This window comes from Prosthecobacter sp. (genome assembly GCF_034366625.1).
Classification (GTDB): Bacteria; Verrucomicrobiota; Verrucomicrobiia; order Verrucomicrobiales; family Verrucomicrobiaceae; genus Prosthecobacter.
The window spans coordinates 269,331-285,694 of the sequence record NZ_JAXMIH010000014.1 but is presented as its reverse complement, the minus strand read 5'-3'; the positions used below and the strand labels follow the sequence as shown (position 1 = coordinate 285,694).

Sequence of the window (16,364 nt, the reverse complement as noted above, 5' to 3'; positions counted from 1 at the left end):
CGCCGGAGAGCGGCACGTCTACCCTCGTGCTCTGCGGAGACCGGATTGCTCTCTGCAAACCGGAAGGCCTCCGTTTTCGCGACTGGCGGATGGTTCCAAAGCCGGAGGAGGCGGATCTCGTGGTGCGCCAGATGCCCGGACCTTCTTATCTGGTGCAAGGACAGCCTGTTTCCTTCTCAGTGCTGGTACGGAATGCCGGGCGCGCCACGGCGGCTTCCACGCAGTTGAACTGGAGCGGCATGCCGGTGGCATCCGCCGGCCAGGTCACGAGCACGCTGGGGAGCGTGCAGGTCAGTGGAGGGGATGTGAGCGTGGCCCTCGGTGCTCTGGCACCAGATGAACAAGCCACGGTGACCATCCAGCTCCCGTCATGGCCTGCGGGCGTCACCGCAGTCACCGCGACGGGAAGTTGCTCGACGACCGAGTCGAGCACGACCAACAACACGCATGCCATCCAGCTTGGCAGCCTCGGACATGGCGGGAACACATGGATGGCGCAACAACTGCCCCAAAATCTCCAAACACGTTACGACAAGGCGAGCCGGAGGTTGTTCTCGCTGCTCGGTTCGACGGCCGAAAGCTACTTCTGGGACGGTCGGGTGAGCTACTGGGCCGGTCAGGTGGTGGAAATGCAGCCGGAACAGCAGCGCATCACTTCTTTCCATGCGGTTCCTGCGATGGGAAGCTGTTTTACCGTCAAAGATGGACGCATTCATGTCGGCCTGGGCAACCGGGGGACGATCGTGAGCCGCGCGCTGAATGCGCAAGCTTGGGAACCAGGACGTTCGGTGGGTACGAGTGCCGACGGACGGCCCATGAAGCCCATCGACCTCGCCGTGGCGGACGGTACCGCATTGGAGACGCTTCTCGTAGCCCGTCAGGACGCGGGGTATTCAGGGGACCTGGCTCCGTTATGTGCCATCCAAGGCGGTGTGATGCTGCCGGATACCGCGGCAGCATGCAATCAAGTCGTCACGGGTGGTGCCGGGCGTGTGCTGGGCGTGCGTTTTGTGAACTACCAGAGTTCGAAGCTCATGCGCTACACGCTGGGAACCTCCGGGCTGTTCCTTCAGCGGGAGGTGGCGCTTGCAGGTGAACTCCATGGTGTGCTGCATTATTCGACCGACACATGTTTCTACCACAAGTACCGCATTTCGCTGCTCTCAGACACGGCGACGGCACTCTATGGGACGCCACCTCCGTTTGGCGGTGCGCAGGTGGAGGGAGCTGTGCCTGATCCATCGTTGAACCGGCTTTACTGGCTCGACGCATATGCAGGAAAGCTCAACACGGACATCATCTCTGCTCCCTCGGGCATCTCCCAGAAGAATTGGTTTTATGGCTCTCAACGCGGAGATGCTTATGGCGGCATCTTCCGCTGGGGTGATTATGGACTTGTCACTGCCTCGTCCACCCAACTGGTCTTCAGTGAACATGCCGGCTTCATTCCGCCGCCGCCGGTCACGGTCACCCTGCCTGAGAGCCTGGCTGAAAATGGAAACACAATGATCGCCGGTGGCAGTGTTAGCATCCCGCGACCGGAGTCCTCTCCATTAACGGTGAATCTGGTGTCCTCACATCCAACTGCTCTACAGATTCCTGCCACGGTGATCATTCCAGCCGGGGCGTTGACGGCCAGTTTTGACATCACCCCGATCTCTGACCCGTCCCTCACAGGGCCTAAAGAGGTCGCCATTACCGGCTCGGCGAATTTGTTCACCTCCACGACGGCGATTACTTGGGTGACAGATGTCCAGAGCACTGTCATTACTCTCTCCGTACCCGCCATGCTGGCCGAAAACGCGGGTTATTCATTCACGGCGGGTTCGCTAAGCATAGGCCAGGCCCTGCCAGCGCCGCTGCAGGTGCTCGTAAGTTCGAATCATCCCACAGTGCTCGGCGTGGTTTACTCGACGACAACCAGCGCCCTCGTCACAATCCCGGCCGGCCAGACCTCGGTAACCTTTGGTCTCGGTGTGAATGACAACTCCCTTTTGGATGGTGACAAGGCGGTAACGCTCACCGCCACCGTGCCTGGGTGGTCGGCAGCCACCGCCGCGCTTGTTGTCCAAGACAATGAAGTTCCGGCGCTGGATTTCATGAGCTACCCTGTGGAAGTGCGTGAAAGTGCCGGTGCGGGCTTGGGGCTGTATCTCACGTTTGGTGGCACACTCGTTGCCCCACTCACCGTTAGCCTGTCCAGTTCTGACATTACAGAAATGGAGTTTGAGCAGTCCCAAGTCACCGTCCCGGCCGGCAGCGAATCTGTCACGGTATATTTGAAAATCATCGATGACGACCTCATCGATGGGGTGCAAAACTTGACCCTCACAGCCTCCGCGCCGGGTTTCACCGCGGCCACCAAGACAGCAATCATTCGTGACAATGAAGTGGGTGCTCTGGTATGGGGAAACGTTGGCGGGCCGGTGACGGCTGGAGCTGTTTTGAACACAGAGATAACAGCGCAGACTATCGATGGAGATCCGCTGACCTATAACGGGCAGATCACTTTCAGCGCTGGAGGTCGTCCTCTTTCTCCGCTCACCCAAACGGGGACGGGCGCTGTGGCGATGCGGCTGTTTCAGGCGGGCACGACGACGCTCACGGCCACCTTGGGCAGCATCACGGCCACCGCGCCGCCTGTCGAAGTTGTGGCGGGTGAAGCTGGGGGATTTCAATGGTCAGGAGTTCCTTCGACGGTACTTCAAAACACCCCTTTCACGGCCCAGATCCATGCTTTCGATCTCTTTGGCAACGCGATAACCAGTTTCAATGGCACGGCTGGTCTCAGTGCTCGTGCTCCGCAGCGCGAAGCCCAGATCGGCGGTGGTTCCAGTTTCGGCGGTTCCAATCCTGTTTTGAACACCGCCTTCACTCACGCTCGTTCTCAGATTCTCCTGAGAAGTTTTGAGGTGGGAGCCGCGGGAAAGCTCACTGCGATCTCCCTGAATCTCGCCAGTCTGCCGTCGCGTGCTTTTGATGACCTCACGATCCGCCTGAAGCACACAAGCCTCACGCTTTATCCCGCGCCCACATGGGAATCCTCCGGGTGGACGACGGTGCGCAGCGGCCCATGGATGCCACTCTCAATGGGTTGGGTGCTCATACCACTGCTGGTTCCGTTTGATTATGACGGCGTCTCCTCGTTGCTTGTGGACGTCAGTTTCGCCAATGACGCACCCTCACAATCCCTGCTCTGCATGGAGACGTATGCTTCCGGCTCCCGTGCCATGCAGTTTGGTTCGACGAGCAGTTCTTACGGCCCGCCAACGACGTGGGCGAATTCATCGCCGACTCCCTCTTACGCCTTGCGGCCGGATATTCGCCTCGAATTTGGTCGTCTGGTCAGCGTGTCACCTCTGACGACATCTTCCTTCGTGAATGGCGTTTGGTCCGGGGAACTCACGCTGGATGGAACAAGTTCGGCGGGCGTGGTGCTTCAGGCCGCGGCGGGTTCTGCCACAGGACGCAGCGCCAGCTTTGAGCTTGGGAGGCTTCCTCTCGCCGTGCCTGTTTTTATCGCCGAGCCATCTTACACCGCAGGACTCTCCAACACCGTCGCCTGGCAAGGCGTGGAGGGTGCGGGAGCCTATCTGGTTCAACAGGCGTCGGATTCGAGTTTTAGCTCTGTCCTTGCCGATAGCGACTGGATCGCCGGCACTAGCCATCTCTTTGCCGGTCTGGCCGATGATACGGCGTTCTACTACCGCGTGAAAAACCGCCGGGCGGACGATCCTGCCGTGGAAAGCGCGTGGAGTTCATTTACCTCATCCACACAGGATGACAATGTGCCCGCTCTGACCGTCTCGAATCTCACGGTTCAGGGTGAAATCCAGTCCAGCCGCCCTGCCATCTCGATCAGAGCAAGTTATGTCGACTCAACTTCACCGGGTGGACTAAGCTGTTCGGCCACAGTGCCTGGAATTCTCAATTCCACTATCGCCCAACAGACGGGGGAAGGTTGGACTGGCGCTTGGACTTCCCAAATCAACATGCCCGCAAGCGGCAGCGCCCAGGCAACGGTTACAGCCACCGATGCCGTGGGCCAAACGTCTCAGCTAATCATCACCCTTGTCCGCCTTACCGATGCAAACTCGGATTCGCTTTCTGATGAGTGGCAGCAGAGTTCCGGGTTGCTCGTCTCCGGCTTATCAACCGAGGACATCGGCCCTCTTGGCGATCCAGACCATGACGGCATGAACAACTTCATGGAAATGGCTCGCGGCTCGCATCCGCTCAGCACGAGCACCGTCATGGACGTAATAGCACGTCAACCCGGGACATTTTGGAGCAGCACGGTGCTGTCCTTTGAGCGGCGTCGTGGTATCGACACCGACTTAAAATTTGAGCCGCAATCCAGCACCGACCTTTCAAGCTGGTCGCCCGTCACAAACCTGTCTGAGACCGTGGTGCCCAACCCAGACGGCCTCACAGAGCGTGTGACCTGGAGCATGCCTGACAGCATCGGCGGCGGCATTATCATCTTCGGCCTTGGAGGTGGCATCACCCTTCCGTCGGCACCCTCCAAGAAATTCTTCAAGATACAAGTGTCGGTGCGTCCCCCGGAGGTCGTTCCTTGAGAACGCATCGATATCCTGCGAGGAACGATCAATCCCCGCCGCCCGCGACCTTCGACGAATTGCCAAAGGCATCTTTGACAGCCGCAATCGCGTAGTCGCGGTTGAGCTTGGTGATCCAGCGGACGCTGATTTCTTTCGGGCAGGCGGCTTCGCACTCGTACTGGTTGGTGCAGTTGCCGAAGCCCTCTTTGTCCATCTGGCGGACCATGCCGAGCGTGCGGCGGTCCTTCTCAGGCTGGCCTTGTGGCAGCAGATTAAGCTGACCGGCCTTGGCGGAGACGAAGAGCATGGCGCTGGCGTTTTTGCACGCGGCAACACAGGCACCGCAGCCGATGCATTCGGCGGCATCCATCGCAGCATCGGCGACTTCTTTGCCGATGGGCAGGGCGTTCGCGTCCTGTGGCGCACCCGTGCGCACGGTGACGAAACCACCGGCCTGCTGGATGCGGTCAAACGAACCACGGTCAATCATGAGGTCTTTGAGCACCGGGAAGGCACGCGCACGGAAGGGCTCGATCCAGATCGTGTCACCCGTCTGAAACTTGCGCATGTGAAGCTGGCAGGTCGTCGTCGCCTTGGCCGGGCCATGCGGCACGCCGTTGATCTGCATGGAGCAGGCTCCGCAGATGCCTTCACGGCAGTCGTGATCGAAAGCGACGGGATCCTGGCCTTTCGAGATGAGGCGCTCGTTGATGATGTCCATCATCTCCAAGAATGAGGCATGATCGGGAATGTCAGGCGCGTCGATGTCTTGGAAATGGCCGGGCTGCGAGCCGTTCTGACGCCAGACTTTGAGGTGCAGATTGAGTTGGGACATGGGGACGTGAAAAAAGCGTTATTTGTAGCTGCGGACGGCGAGGTGGACTTCTTCAAAGGCCAGCGGCTCTTTGTTGAGCGTGGGTTTGCCGAGATCGCCGGTGTACTCCCAGGCGGCGGCATAGCTGAAGTTTTCATCGTCACGTTTTGCCTCGCCATCGGGGTATTGATGCTCGCTGCGGAAGTGACCGCCGCAGCTCTCTTCACGATGTCGGGCGTCGAGGCAGAGCAGTTCGGCGAATTCCATGAAATCGGCCACGCGACCGGCTTTTTCGAGTTCGGGGTTGGTGAAATCGCCGCTGCCGGGAACGGTGACATTCTGCCAGAATTCTTCACGCAACTCGGGGATGCGCTTGATCGCCTCGGTAAGGCCCGCTTTGTCGCGTGCCATGCCGCACTTGTCCCACACGAGGAGGCCGAGTTCGCGGTGGAAGCTGTCCACGCTGCGTTTGCCCTTGATGTTGAGGAAGCGTTTCGTTTGAGCGGTGCAGTCGGCGACGGCTTTCTTGAACTCGGGATGCTCGGTGGTCACACTGCCGGGCTTCTGATGCACGAGGTAGTTCGCGATGGTCGTCGGGATGACGAAATAGCCGTCCGCGAGACCCTGCATGAGCGCGCTGGCACCGAGACGGTTTGCGCCATGGTCGGAGAAGTTCGCCTCGCCGAGCACATGCAGGCCGGGGAGGTTGCTCATGAGGTTGTAGTCCACCCACAGGCCGCCCATCGTGTAATGCACGGCAGGATAGATGCGCATCGGCTGCTTGTAGCCGTTCTCGCCAGTGATCTTCTCGTACATTTCGAAAAGATTGCCGTAACGCTCAGAAATCGTCTTCTGACCGAACTGACCGATGGCTTCCGCGAAGTCGAGATAGACACCGCGACCCCCAGGGCCAACGCCGCGTCCGTCGTCGCAGGCTTCCTTGGCCGCACGGCTGGAAATGTCACGCGGGGCGAGGTTGCCGAAGCTCGGATACTTGCGCTCCAAGTAGTAATCGCGATCCGCTTCGGGGATTTGATCCGGCGTTTTACCGCAATCTTCCTTCTTCTTCGGCACCCACACGCGACCGTCGTTGCGCAGCGACTCAGACATGAGCGTGAGCTTGCTCTGATACTCACCGCTCACCGGAATGCAGGTCGGATGAATCTGCGTGTAGCACGGATTGGCAAAGAACGCGCCTTTGCGGTGCGCACGCCAAGTGGCGGTCACATTGCAACCCATCGCGTTCGTGGAGAGATAGAAGACGTTGCCGTAACCACCGGTGCAAAGCAGCACCGCGTCACCCGCGTGCGATTCGATTTTGCCCGTGACCAGATCGCGAGTGACGATGCCCTTCGCGTGGCCGTCCACGGTCACGACATCGAGCATTTCCGTGCGGGGGAACATCTGCACACCGCCACCAGCGATTTCCTTGTTCAAAGCCGAATACGCACCCAGCAAGAGCTGCTGTCCGGTTTGACCACGCGCATAAAACGTGCGGCTCACCTGTGCACCACCGAAGCTGCGATTTGCCAACATGCCGCCGTATTCTCGGGCAAACGGCACGCCCTGAGCGACGCACTGGTCGATGATGTTCACGCTGACCTCGGCCAAGCGATGCACGTTCGACTCACGTGCGCGGAAGTCGCCGCCTTTGACCGTGTCATAGAAAAGACGATGCACGCTGTCACCGTCGTTTTGATAATTCTTCGCCGCATTGATGCCCCCCTGCGCCGCGATGGAATGCGCACGACGGGCTGAATCCTGGAAGCAGAAGCACTTCACCTTGTAGCCCAGTTCCGAGAGCGTCGCCGCTGCGGAGGAACCGGCCAGGCCGCTGCCCACGACGAGCACGGTGAACTTGCGTTTGTTCTTCGGATTGATGAGCTTCGAGTCCTGCTTGTGCTTGGACCACTTCATGGCCATCGGGCCGGCGGGAATGTGAGAATCGAGTGACATGGCGAATCGCGGAAAAAATTAACGGCCGTAACCGAAGCAGAGGATGGCGATGGGGATGGAGCAGTTGCCGACGAGAATCAGTCCCGCGAAGGCATAACCGAGTTTCTTGAACAGCGGCTCCGTCTTGTCAGTACTGATGCCAAGGGTCTGGAAGAGGCTGCTGAAGCCGTGGCTCAGGTGGCTGGAGAGCAGCACCATCGCGATGATGTAAAAAATCGACGCCGGCGCCCAGGAGAAGCCCGCGATGACCATTTTATAGACATCATGCACCGTTTCGCCATGCAGCACGGTCTTGTAGGTGTCGTAGTCATTGCCCACGCGCACCGTGAAGTGCAGCAGGTGGTAAATGATGAAGGCCAGGATGGTCAGGCCGCTCCAGATCATCGTACGCGAGGCCGTGCTGCTCACCTGTGCCTTGTGCTGGCCGTAGGCCTCTTTGCGGGCTGCACGATTCGCCTTCGTGAGCTGAATCGTCGCCACAATGTGAATCACCACCGCCACCAGCAGGCCGATGCGCGCGATCCAGACGCCGCCGCCATGCAGCGCGGTCTGGAGCAGGTACCCATATTCATTGATGGCGTCCCTGCCGACAAAAACGAGCAGGTTGCCAATCATGTGGCCGAGGACAAACCCCACCAGTACGAGGCTCGTCAGGGCCACTAAAATCTTCTTGCCGATGGAGGAGGCGTAAAATCGCGAAAGGGAGTCAAAAACAGCGCTCATGTGGGGAGGAATTCATCATGGAGATACGATGAGCCTGTGCAAGCCGTGCGTGCGTTTTTTGCTCTCTAAGAACTGGTCCCCGCAAGATGCAGCCGCAATCATGCAAGAAGCGATAGGCATCAGCCTCACTCCACCGCCTCCACGTTTACGCGGCAGCTCGCACTGCGTCCTCGGTCATCGAGCACCTGCACGGTCCATTTGCCTGGCGACGCGGGCCACATCAGCGGCTCCGCTGGTGATGCGGTGCCGAGAAACTGCGGTCCGGCGAACCAATAGACCTTCTTCACGCCTGGCGCGGCCTCGCTGCTCAGCGGGATCGACTTCTGGCTCTCGCGGATTGAATAGACGAGCGATTCACGCGGTGAGGTGATGCGCGGCGCGTTGCCGGAGTCCATCACCATCAGTTTCGCATCCGCTTCAAACGCAGGCGGCTCACGGCGCGGCAATCCGGCCTGTCGAAACAGCGCCAGCATGTCTGGAGGCCAGCATTCGTAGATGTCGCGCTTCAAACCGGGTCGCCCATCGTCGCAGCGCGCGCGCAGGCCGCTTGTGGCATCGGTGAAGACCTCTTGATGGATCTGACACGGCTGGATCGGCGACACGCCGGGGATGAAACCACAGCGCGTGTGATGCTGGCACAGCGGCGTCGGCAACTGCCCCGAGATCGCGCACACCTCGATCTCGCGCAGCCCGGCAGGCATCGGCGCTTTCTTCCACGGCAGGTTCAGGCGCTGAAACGTCTCAAACAGCAACGGCGCGGCACATTCACGCGCCACAAAGGCCGGGTTCGGCTTCCCGCTGAAATTGCCAATCCACACCACCAGCACATACTCGCCGCGAATTCCCGCCGCCCACGCATCACGAAAGCCATGCGACGTGCCCGTCTTCCAGCTCACCGCCGGATCATCCGCGCCCAGTTCCACATCGGGCTGCCGCAGCATCTCACGCACCAGCCAGGCGGCCTCCTGTGTCAGCAAGGGCCGCATCTCGGTCGAATCGGCCGCGTTCTTGTCCAGACGCAACCGTTGCGGCCCTTCGCCGCCGTTCGCCAGCATCACATACAGCGACGCCAGTTCCTCCATGCTCACCTCCGCGCCACCCAGCGGCAGCGCGAGGCCATAATGCGATGCTGGTTTCGGAAACGCCACACCCGCGTGTTTCAGGAACGAATACAAACGATCCAAAGTCACCTGCTGCGCAAGTGTGACAGCGGGGATGTTCCTGCTGCGAAACAGCGCGTCCGCCGCCGTGATCGGTCCGGCGAATCCGCGATCAAAGTTCTCCGGATTGTAGCTGCCAAAGCTCGCTTTCATGTCGCTCACGAGGCTGCGCGGATGAATCAATCCCTGATCCAACGCCATCGCATAGATGAACGGCTTCAACGCCGATCCCGGTGACCGCCGTGCTGTGATGCCATCGACTTGACCGTGAATATCACTGCTCAAGAACCGCGCTGATCCCGCATACGCCAGCACCTCGCGACTCGGTGCATGCACCAGCAGCGCACAGGCATTCTCGATGCCCACCTCGCGCTTCCGGCTGATGTAATCCGCCAGCGACCGCTCCACGATCCGTTGTTGATTCGAATCCACCGTCGATTGCACCCGCACTTCCTGCTTCAACAGCCGCCGCGCCAGATGCGGTGCCTCGCGCGGCGGTTGCACCGGTGCGCGCAGCGTGAACGCCTCATCCAGCGGATCACTGCGCACTTCGCGCTCCTGCTGCAATTCACGAATCAACCGCACCTGCGCTGCCGCGAGGTGCGCGTTGTCCGCATCCGCGCGCGGCCTGCGCCGTGCCGGACTTTGCGGCAGCACACTCAGCGTCACCGCCTCACGCAGCGAAAGCTCGCCCGCCTGCTTTCCACACCACAAGATGCTAGCCGCGCCCACGCCTTCCACATTCCCGCCGTAGGGAGCGAGGTTCAGATACGCCTCCAGGATTTCATCCTTCGAATGATGGCGCTCCAACTGCAACGCGCGAAAAATCTGTTCACACTTCCCCATCAGCGACCGCGTGCGCAGTCCGAACCGCAACCGTGCCAACTGCATCGTCACCGTCGAACCACCACCGAGCCTCTGACCAGCCACAAGCCCAATCATTCCGCGCATCAGCGAAACGGGATTCACGCCCGGATGCCAGCGAAACCACCGGTCCTCATGCGTCAGTGTCGCTCCGATCACATCTTCATGAATCTCCTTCAACGGTGTCTTCAACCGATAACGCCCGTCTCCCGCCAGTGTGAGATGCAGCACGTCGCCATCACGATCCAGCATCACCCGCGACCATGTCACGCTCTCAGGATACAACTCGCAACGCGGCAGCAGCAGCCATGTGATGCACGTGGCCAGAATCAAGCACACCAGAACTCTCAGCAATCGCTTCATGGAGCCGGAATCACATCCATCGTGCCGCCAAGCGATCTGCCTTTGGTCGCACGGTCATACATCGACTCTGCGAAGACGGGTGGGATGATGAACATGCCTGCGCAGACGGGTTTGATGCGGTATTCGAAGGTTTTCATCTCGCCAGTGGCGAGGCGGAGGAAGAAGGCGTTGCGGTCTTCGCGGACTTCGGTGAAATCGGCTCCGGGCATCGTGCCTGCGCCGGGTTTGAGATTGTCGGGCTCGATTTCGAACCCGCCGGGCATGAGATCGAGCACGGCGACGTCTTCGATGCCTCGCCCGCTCGTGTTGCGCACTCGGATGCGGACAGTGGCGCTTTGGCCGGTGTGAAGTTGGGTGATCGGTTTGCCATCGGGGCCGAGCAGATCGCGAATGACTTCCAAACCGTCCGCCACGGCGGCTTGCGGCGGTACTTTGTCGAAACCGGCTTCGATCACTTGATAAAAGGCACCGAGGTCAGGTGCGCCGTCGGGTTTGGTAAGATGGAAGCGGAGCGAGGAGGCGTTTTCGGCGAACTTGGCGGTCAGGATGCCGCCAGACTCGGCGGTGAGTGGTTGTGGCTCGGGATTGCCGGGCAGGGTGGACATGATACTCACTTTCAGGCCGCCGTTCTTGGCGAGGGCTGAGTAGTTTTTCAGCGCGAGGATGGTGCAGGCGCTGGTGATCGTGTTGAACTGGCCGCGCGAGATCGGATCGGTGATGACCGAGAGCTGCTCGTAGTTCAGCGCGGAGGCGAGTTCGGGGAAATGGCGGCAGAGCAGGGCAAAGGCGAGCGCGTTGCGCACTTGCGGATCGGCGTGATAGCCGCCATTCCAGCGCTGCGGCGGTTTGCGGCTGGCGCTTTGGTAAGTCTGCATGATGGCGCGGCCTTCCTCAGGCTTTTGCAGCAGCGCATACGTCGCGCCGATGTAAGCGGCGGTGACATCGTGCCTCCAATCCACTTTTAGTTTGTCCTGCAAGGTGTCGCGCAGATTGAGAAGCTGCGGCGTGGTGACCTCGCCGTGGCGTGTGAGCAGGTAAATCGCCGCCGCTTGCAGCCAGGCTTCATCAAGCGTGGTGATCTTCGCGCGTGCCATGTCTTTGAGATGCTTGCGGGCACCGACGAGCAAATCCTCCGGCACGGCGAAGCCCGCGTCGCGTGCCTCGGTGAGGAAGCTGGTGACGTAGATGCTCAGGAAGTCGAGAGGGCCGTCTGTGCTGGCGCTCCAGTAGCCAAATCCACCGTTGCTGTTCTGCCGCTCGCTGAGGAGCGAGAAGGCATCATCGAGTTGCTGAACCGCCTCGGCTCGCGAAAAGCCGAAATCGGCTTCATCAGCCAGCAGCAGGCGTGACATGGCGCGGCTGGTGATTTGTTCCGAGCAGCCGTGCGGGTAATCCCGCAAGTAAGCATCCAGACCGCGTGCGAGGCCGAGTGGCAGCACGGACACGGTCGCTTCGCGTTTGGCGAAATGCGGATACATCTGCCGTTGCACCTTCAAATCCTGATTTGCCAGCCTGAACCAGCCGCTTTGCACCTGCGTCATGTAAGGTGATGCTGGACGCACGCTCAACGTCGCTCGGCGCTCAATGCTCTGGCCGCCGGATTCGGCGCGGAAGGTCATCTCGGCTCCGCCGGGCATGTTTTTGGCACGCAAGCGATAGCGCGTGGTCGCTTCGCGGCCTGGGGCCACTTGCAGCGTGGGGGGCGCGGACTCGACGACTTCGAGATGCTCGCTGGAAGTGAGCGAAAGAGCGATTTGATCGCCCGTATCGAGGTTGTTGGCCACGGTGAGGCTCACGGTGAATTCATCGCCCGGCGCGGCGAAGACCGGCACATTTGGCGTGAGGACGAAAGGACCGCGCACGGTGCTCTGGATCTCACTTTGGCCGATTTTTTCGGCAGCGACGGACACGGCCATGATCTTGAGGCTGCCCGCAAAGTAGTCCGGCACCTGATACGTCACCTCGCGGCGATCCGGGCCGGAATCGATCACACCGGACCAAAACACGACTGGCGCCTCGCGACGGCGCTTGAAGGGATTGAGGTGGAGTTTCGGTGGCTCGTCCTCGTCGCCACCGAAGGCGCTGGATTTCGTGATGAAGCGAAGCTCCGGCATGATCAGATCGAGAAGCTGCGCGGTCCCGACTTCGAGCGCGCGCTTGCGGAAGAAATGCGGCAGCGGCTCAGGCAGCTTGTAGCGCGTGATTTGATGAATGCCTTCATCCACGGCATACACGACGATGCGCGAGGCTTCGGCGCTGCGATGACCGATTTTCAGCACCTCGCCCGGTTTGACGATCTTGGGCGCGTCCAGTTCCACCGTCATGCGGCGGCGATCAGGATTGGCGGTGAAGGGCGCGACGGCGTAGCTCAACGGACTGATGAAAACCTCCGGCGAATCCAGCGCACGCACGAACGCGGCATTCACATAAGCCGTACCTTCCTGCCCCGGCGGCAGCGTGATGTGCTGCACGCTGCTCGTCGTGCTGCTGGTGAACCACTGCCAGGCCAGCACCTTTTCGCGCTCGATGGTGATGAGGCCAGCGCCGGTGTAGGGGGCTTTCAAGCTCAGCTCGATGCTCTCGCCATCGTTCCAGGTGTCGCGGGCGAGTTTCATTTCGAGCTCCGCCTCGCGTTCCAGGCTGCGATCCGCCTCGCCTTTGCCCACCACACTGAAGGGACAGGCACAAACGACACGGTTTTCGCCATCGCGCACTTCGAGGCGAAACTCGCCTGCGTCTGTCGTGGGCAACGCAAAGTCCGCACCAGTCTCCGTGAGCGTCAGCGGGCCTTCGGAGGCGGTTTCTTCGCGTGCGGTCGAGACATAGGCATAGCTGCCGCTTTCCTGCTTCGTGAGCACGGACACATGCCGGATGCGAATCACGCGCCAGCTTACCTGCGGCACCGCCACGGGCTTCAGGGCCATATCGACGGCCAGCAGCTTCACATTGCGCGCGCTGTCCTTGCCGATGTAGCCGAGATCACCATCCGCTTTGTAACCGATCACATGCGCAAACGGCGAAACGAGCGCGGACAAGCCGCCGCGCATGCTGCGACCACCATCGGCCTCGAAGGCCTCGACGAGCAGGTTCATGCGGAAGCAGGTGTTGCCGAAGCGTTCGAGGCTCAAATCGACCTCGGTATGGCCTTCGGCGTTGGTTTTGGTCTCGCCGAGCTCGATGGTTTTGCCCGCGACGTTCTTCGATTCATCGCGCAGACGATTGTGGAAGGTGAAACCGGGATGCTGCTCGAAAAAGAAGTCCGCAGGCGACAAATCCATCTTTGACACGATGCGGCGGCCTTCCGCCGGGAAGCCGAAGAGTGTCTGCAAGTTCACCTTCACATTCAAATCACCCGGTTGCACCCAGCCCGCGCCCGCAGGCTTGCTCAACTCGGTGGCGAGTTTCATGCGATCCGGTTGGAAGTCCTCCACACGGAAGACCGTGCGGCCAATGCGTTCGCGATACTCCTCCTCGCGATTCTTCTTCATCAAGTAGAGCGAGACGCGATACACGCCGGTGGGATCGGCTTCGTTGGTGTCGAAATCCCAGTTCAGATAACCATCCTGCGGCAGCGAGAGGCGCTCCGTGTCGATTACACGATCTTGCGCATCGGTGACTTCGATTTCCACGGGCAAACCGGCCAGCGCGCCCTGCCAGTCGAGCCTGCGCACGATCGCGCCAACATGCACCGTGTCACCAGGGCGATACACGCCGCGCTCGGTGAAGACGAAGGCGTCGAGGCGTTCTTTTTCGGAAGCGAGCACGCCTTCTGTGTCGAAGCGCGAGAAGTCCAGCGCACGATCCACGCGCTCGAAGGGAATGAAGGCCAGATCGTTGCCGAGACGCGCGAGGATGGCGACGGGCTGCTTCTCACGCTTGAGCTTCGAGACATCGTCAAAATGCGCGTGACCGTCTGCTGTGGTCGATTCGGCGAGGTATTCGCCATTCTTGGCCACGATGATGACGCGCGCGCCATTCACGGGGCCGCCGTTTTGAATCGACTGCACGAAAACCTCGCGCGAGCCGTCCGCGTTTTGCTTCACGAGCAAACCGAGGTCGGTCACGAGCACGAAGCGTCTCGTCACGCCTTCCTCATCGTTGCCTTCGCGAATCCACTTCGGGTCGTCGTCATCTTCCTCCGCCTCGCCATCGTCGTCGGTGCGCGGGCGCACGCCTTCGGCGGTGAGGAAAAACAAGCCGCGTGAAGCATCGGGATCGGAGATGTCGGTGCGGCCGATCTCCGGCGTGAAGTCGAAGATGCTGTAGTTGGCCTGGTAGCTGTTCTTCATCGCCACGGGCAGCACCTCGCGGCGGATGCGGGCGATATTTTCTTCGTTGAAGGCCCACTTGTCGAGGAACTGCGGTGCTTCGAAATCTCCCTCCGTCAGCGTGATGAGATGATTGACCTGTCCTGCGGGCACACGAGCCAAGGTGTAGCGCAGATGTCTGTGCCCACGCGATTTCACCGACAGTTTGCGCTCACCATTGAGCGAGAGCACCGCACCGCGCCCCAGCACATCGATCTCCTGCGGAAAATCGGGCACGTTGACGAGTAGTTTCACATCGTCGGCCACTTTGAAGCCGCCCAGACCTTCCAAGCCGCCGCGCACGCGCACATAGAGTCTGCCGCTGTCTTCGAGCAGGAACTTGAACGCGTGCATCTCGGTGAACGGCGCAGCGGACTCGACGGAAGTCAGCGTGACCTTCTTCGACGCGGCGATGATCGCGGGCGAAACCTCGCCGGCCTGCCAGTCGTGATCGGGACTGACCGGTTTTTTGCCTTCCGCCGGTTTGTCCTTCGGCAGCAGCCACATTTCGACGTGCTCAGCCAGCTTGCTGCTCGCCGCATAGCCGGTGGTGTCGATGAAGAGGAACTGTTCGGGCTCGCCTTCTTCCGTGCGGATGATTTCGGTGCGCGCCGCTTGAATGCGCAGGCCGCTGAAGGTGTCTGGCACACGCGCCTTGTCCGATTGATCGGCGAGGAGCGCCTTGCCGCCGTTGAGAGTCGGCAGGCCGCTTTGCACCGTGACTTTGACAAAATCTTCCTTCTCCGGCACCGCGATGCGCGTGCTGCGAATCCAGAACTGCTGTTGGTGCTTGCCCTCGGTGATTTTGAAGAGCGAAGCTGGTGTCTGCCCCTTCCATGCGAACACGGGCGTGCCGCCGAGCACTTCGACCTTCACGCGCTGCTCCAACTCGGCGAGTGCCACGGGATGACTCGTTTTCACCTCCGCGACGATTTGATGCACGGTGGGGTCTTGCGGATCGGTGTAGAAGGCCACGCTCGGCAACGAGACATCGAGTTTCGGTGTGGTGAAGTTCCACTCCGTCTGCTTGAGGATGACTTCCTTCGCCACCGCGTCCGATTTGAAGGTCACCGCGAACTCCGTATCGGCGGGCCAGTCGTTCGTCGGCTCAAACAGCAGTGACTTGTCATTCACCCAGCGCCACTTGCCTGGATGATCCGGTGAGAGCGAAAGCCCTGGAGGATTTGGCTCTCCGACGGCCTTCAACGGCGCGACGGAGACACTGAAGTCGAGCCGCAGCTTTGTTGGCACGCGCTGATCGTTCACGATCGTCGCCAATCCTGGCGCGACGAGCTTCACCGTGGCCTCACGCATCGCGGTGAGTTCACGCGGCCGCGCACGGTGTGCCTCCCACCAGTTCCAGCCCTTCATCCCCGCGAAGGTGAGCGCACCGAGGATGATCAGCGCGAAAGCATAGCCGCGTGGATGTGCCTTGAGACTGCCACAAAGCCTCCGCGCCCATCCCGGCGGCCTCCATTGAAAATTTCCAAACACCGCGCTGCCTAGTTGGCCGATAGCACGCGGTAACGCCGCAAGACGACGAAGATTCATGGTGGTGAGCAGTGCCCGGATTGTATGGGCAAGCCCGCACAAAGCAAATCGACCACGCAGATTG

At 60.5% G+C, this 16,364-nt stretch carries 6 protein-coding genes; 1 reads left to right on the top strand and 5 read right to left on the bottom strand.

What is annotated here, in order from left to right; translation table 11 throughout:
- Nucleotides 1–491: 491 nt before the first annotated feature.
- Nucleotides 492–4,580: a hypothetical protein gene (locus U1A53_RS17000; RefSeq protein WP_322282793.1), complete on the top strand. Its 4,089-nt coding sequence runs from the start codon at nucleotides 492–494 to the stop codon at nucleotides 4,578–4,580.
- A gap of 28 nt (nucleotides 4,581–4,608) precedes the next feature.
- On the opposite strand, the gene U1A53_RS16995 is transcribed toward U1A53_RS17000, so the two are convergent.
- The 5 genes from U1A53_RS16995 to U1A53_RS16975 form a co-directional block, all read right to left on the bottom strand.
- Nucleotides 4,609–5,397: a succinate dehydrogenase/fumarate reductase iron-sulfur subunit gene (locus U1A53_RS16995; protein ID WP_322282791.1), complete on the bottom strand. Its 789-nt coding sequence runs from the start codon at nucleotides 5,395–5,397 to the stop codon at nucleotides 4,609–4,611.
- An 18-nt stretch (nucleotides 5,398–5,415) separates the two neighbouring features.
- Nucleotides 5,416–7,332 (bottom strand): fumarate reductase/succinate dehydrogenase flavoprotein subunit, encoded by a 1,917-nt coding sequence (locus tag U1A53_RS16990; RefSeq protein ID WP_322282789.1) that lies wholly within the window; start codon nucleotides 7,330–7,332, stop codon nucleotides 5,416–5,418.
- A gap of 18 nt (nucleotides 7,333–7,350) precedes the next feature.
- Nucleotides 7,351–8,055 carry a succinate dehydrogenase cytochrome b subunit gene (locus U1A53_RS16985; protein WP_322282786.1) on the bottom strand — a complete coding sequence of 235 codons (705 nt, stop codon included), beginning with the start codon at nucleotides 8,053–8,055 and terminating at the stop codon, nucleotides 7,351–7,353.
- A 125-nt stretch (nucleotides 8,056–8,180) separates the two neighbouring features.
- Nucleotides 8,181–10,442: a penicillin-binding protein 1C gene (gene pbpC / locus U1A53_RS16980; protein WP_322282784.1), complete on the bottom strand. Its 2,262-nt coding sequence runs from the start codon at nucleotides 10,440–10,442 to the stop codon at nucleotides 8,181–8,183.
- Complete coding sequence (locus U1A53_RS16975) at nucleotides 10,439–16,300, bottom strand: alpha-2-macroglobulin (RefSeq protein WP_322282782.1); 5,862 nt, start codon at nucleotides 16,298–16,300, stop codon at nucleotides 10,439–10,441. Before U1A53_RS16975 ends, pbpC begins: the two co-directional genes overlap by 4 nt.
- Between the last annotated feature and the right edge of the window lie 64 nt (nucleotides 16,301–16,364).

Excerpts from the sequence above, each read along its gene's own strand:
- U1A53_RS16975 (WP_322282782.1), bottom strand. The coding sequence starts at position 16,300 with ATGAATCTTCGTCGTCTTGCGGCGTTACCGCGTGCTATCGGCCAACTA.
- U1A53_RS16995 (WP_322282791.1), bottom strand. The coding sequence starts at position 5,397 with ATGTCCCAACTCAATCTGCACCTCAAAGTCTGGCGTCAGAACGGCTCG.
- pbpC (WP_322282784.1), bottom strand. The coding sequence starts at position 10,442 with ATGAAGCGATTGCTGAGAGTTCTGGTGTGCTTGATTCTGGCCACGTGC.
- U1A53_RS17000 (WP_322282793.1), top strand. The coding sequence starts at position 492 with ATGGCGCAACAACTGCCCCAAAATCTCCAAACACGTTACGACAAGGCG.
- U1A53_RS16985 (WP_322282786.1), bottom strand. The coding sequence starts at position 8,055 with ATGAGCGCTGTTTTTGACTCCCTTTCGCGATTTTACGCCTCCTCCATC.
- U1A53_RS16990 (WP_322282789.1), bottom strand. The coding sequence starts at position 7,332 with ATGTCACTCGATTCTCACATTCCCGCCGGCCCGATGGCCATGAAGTGG.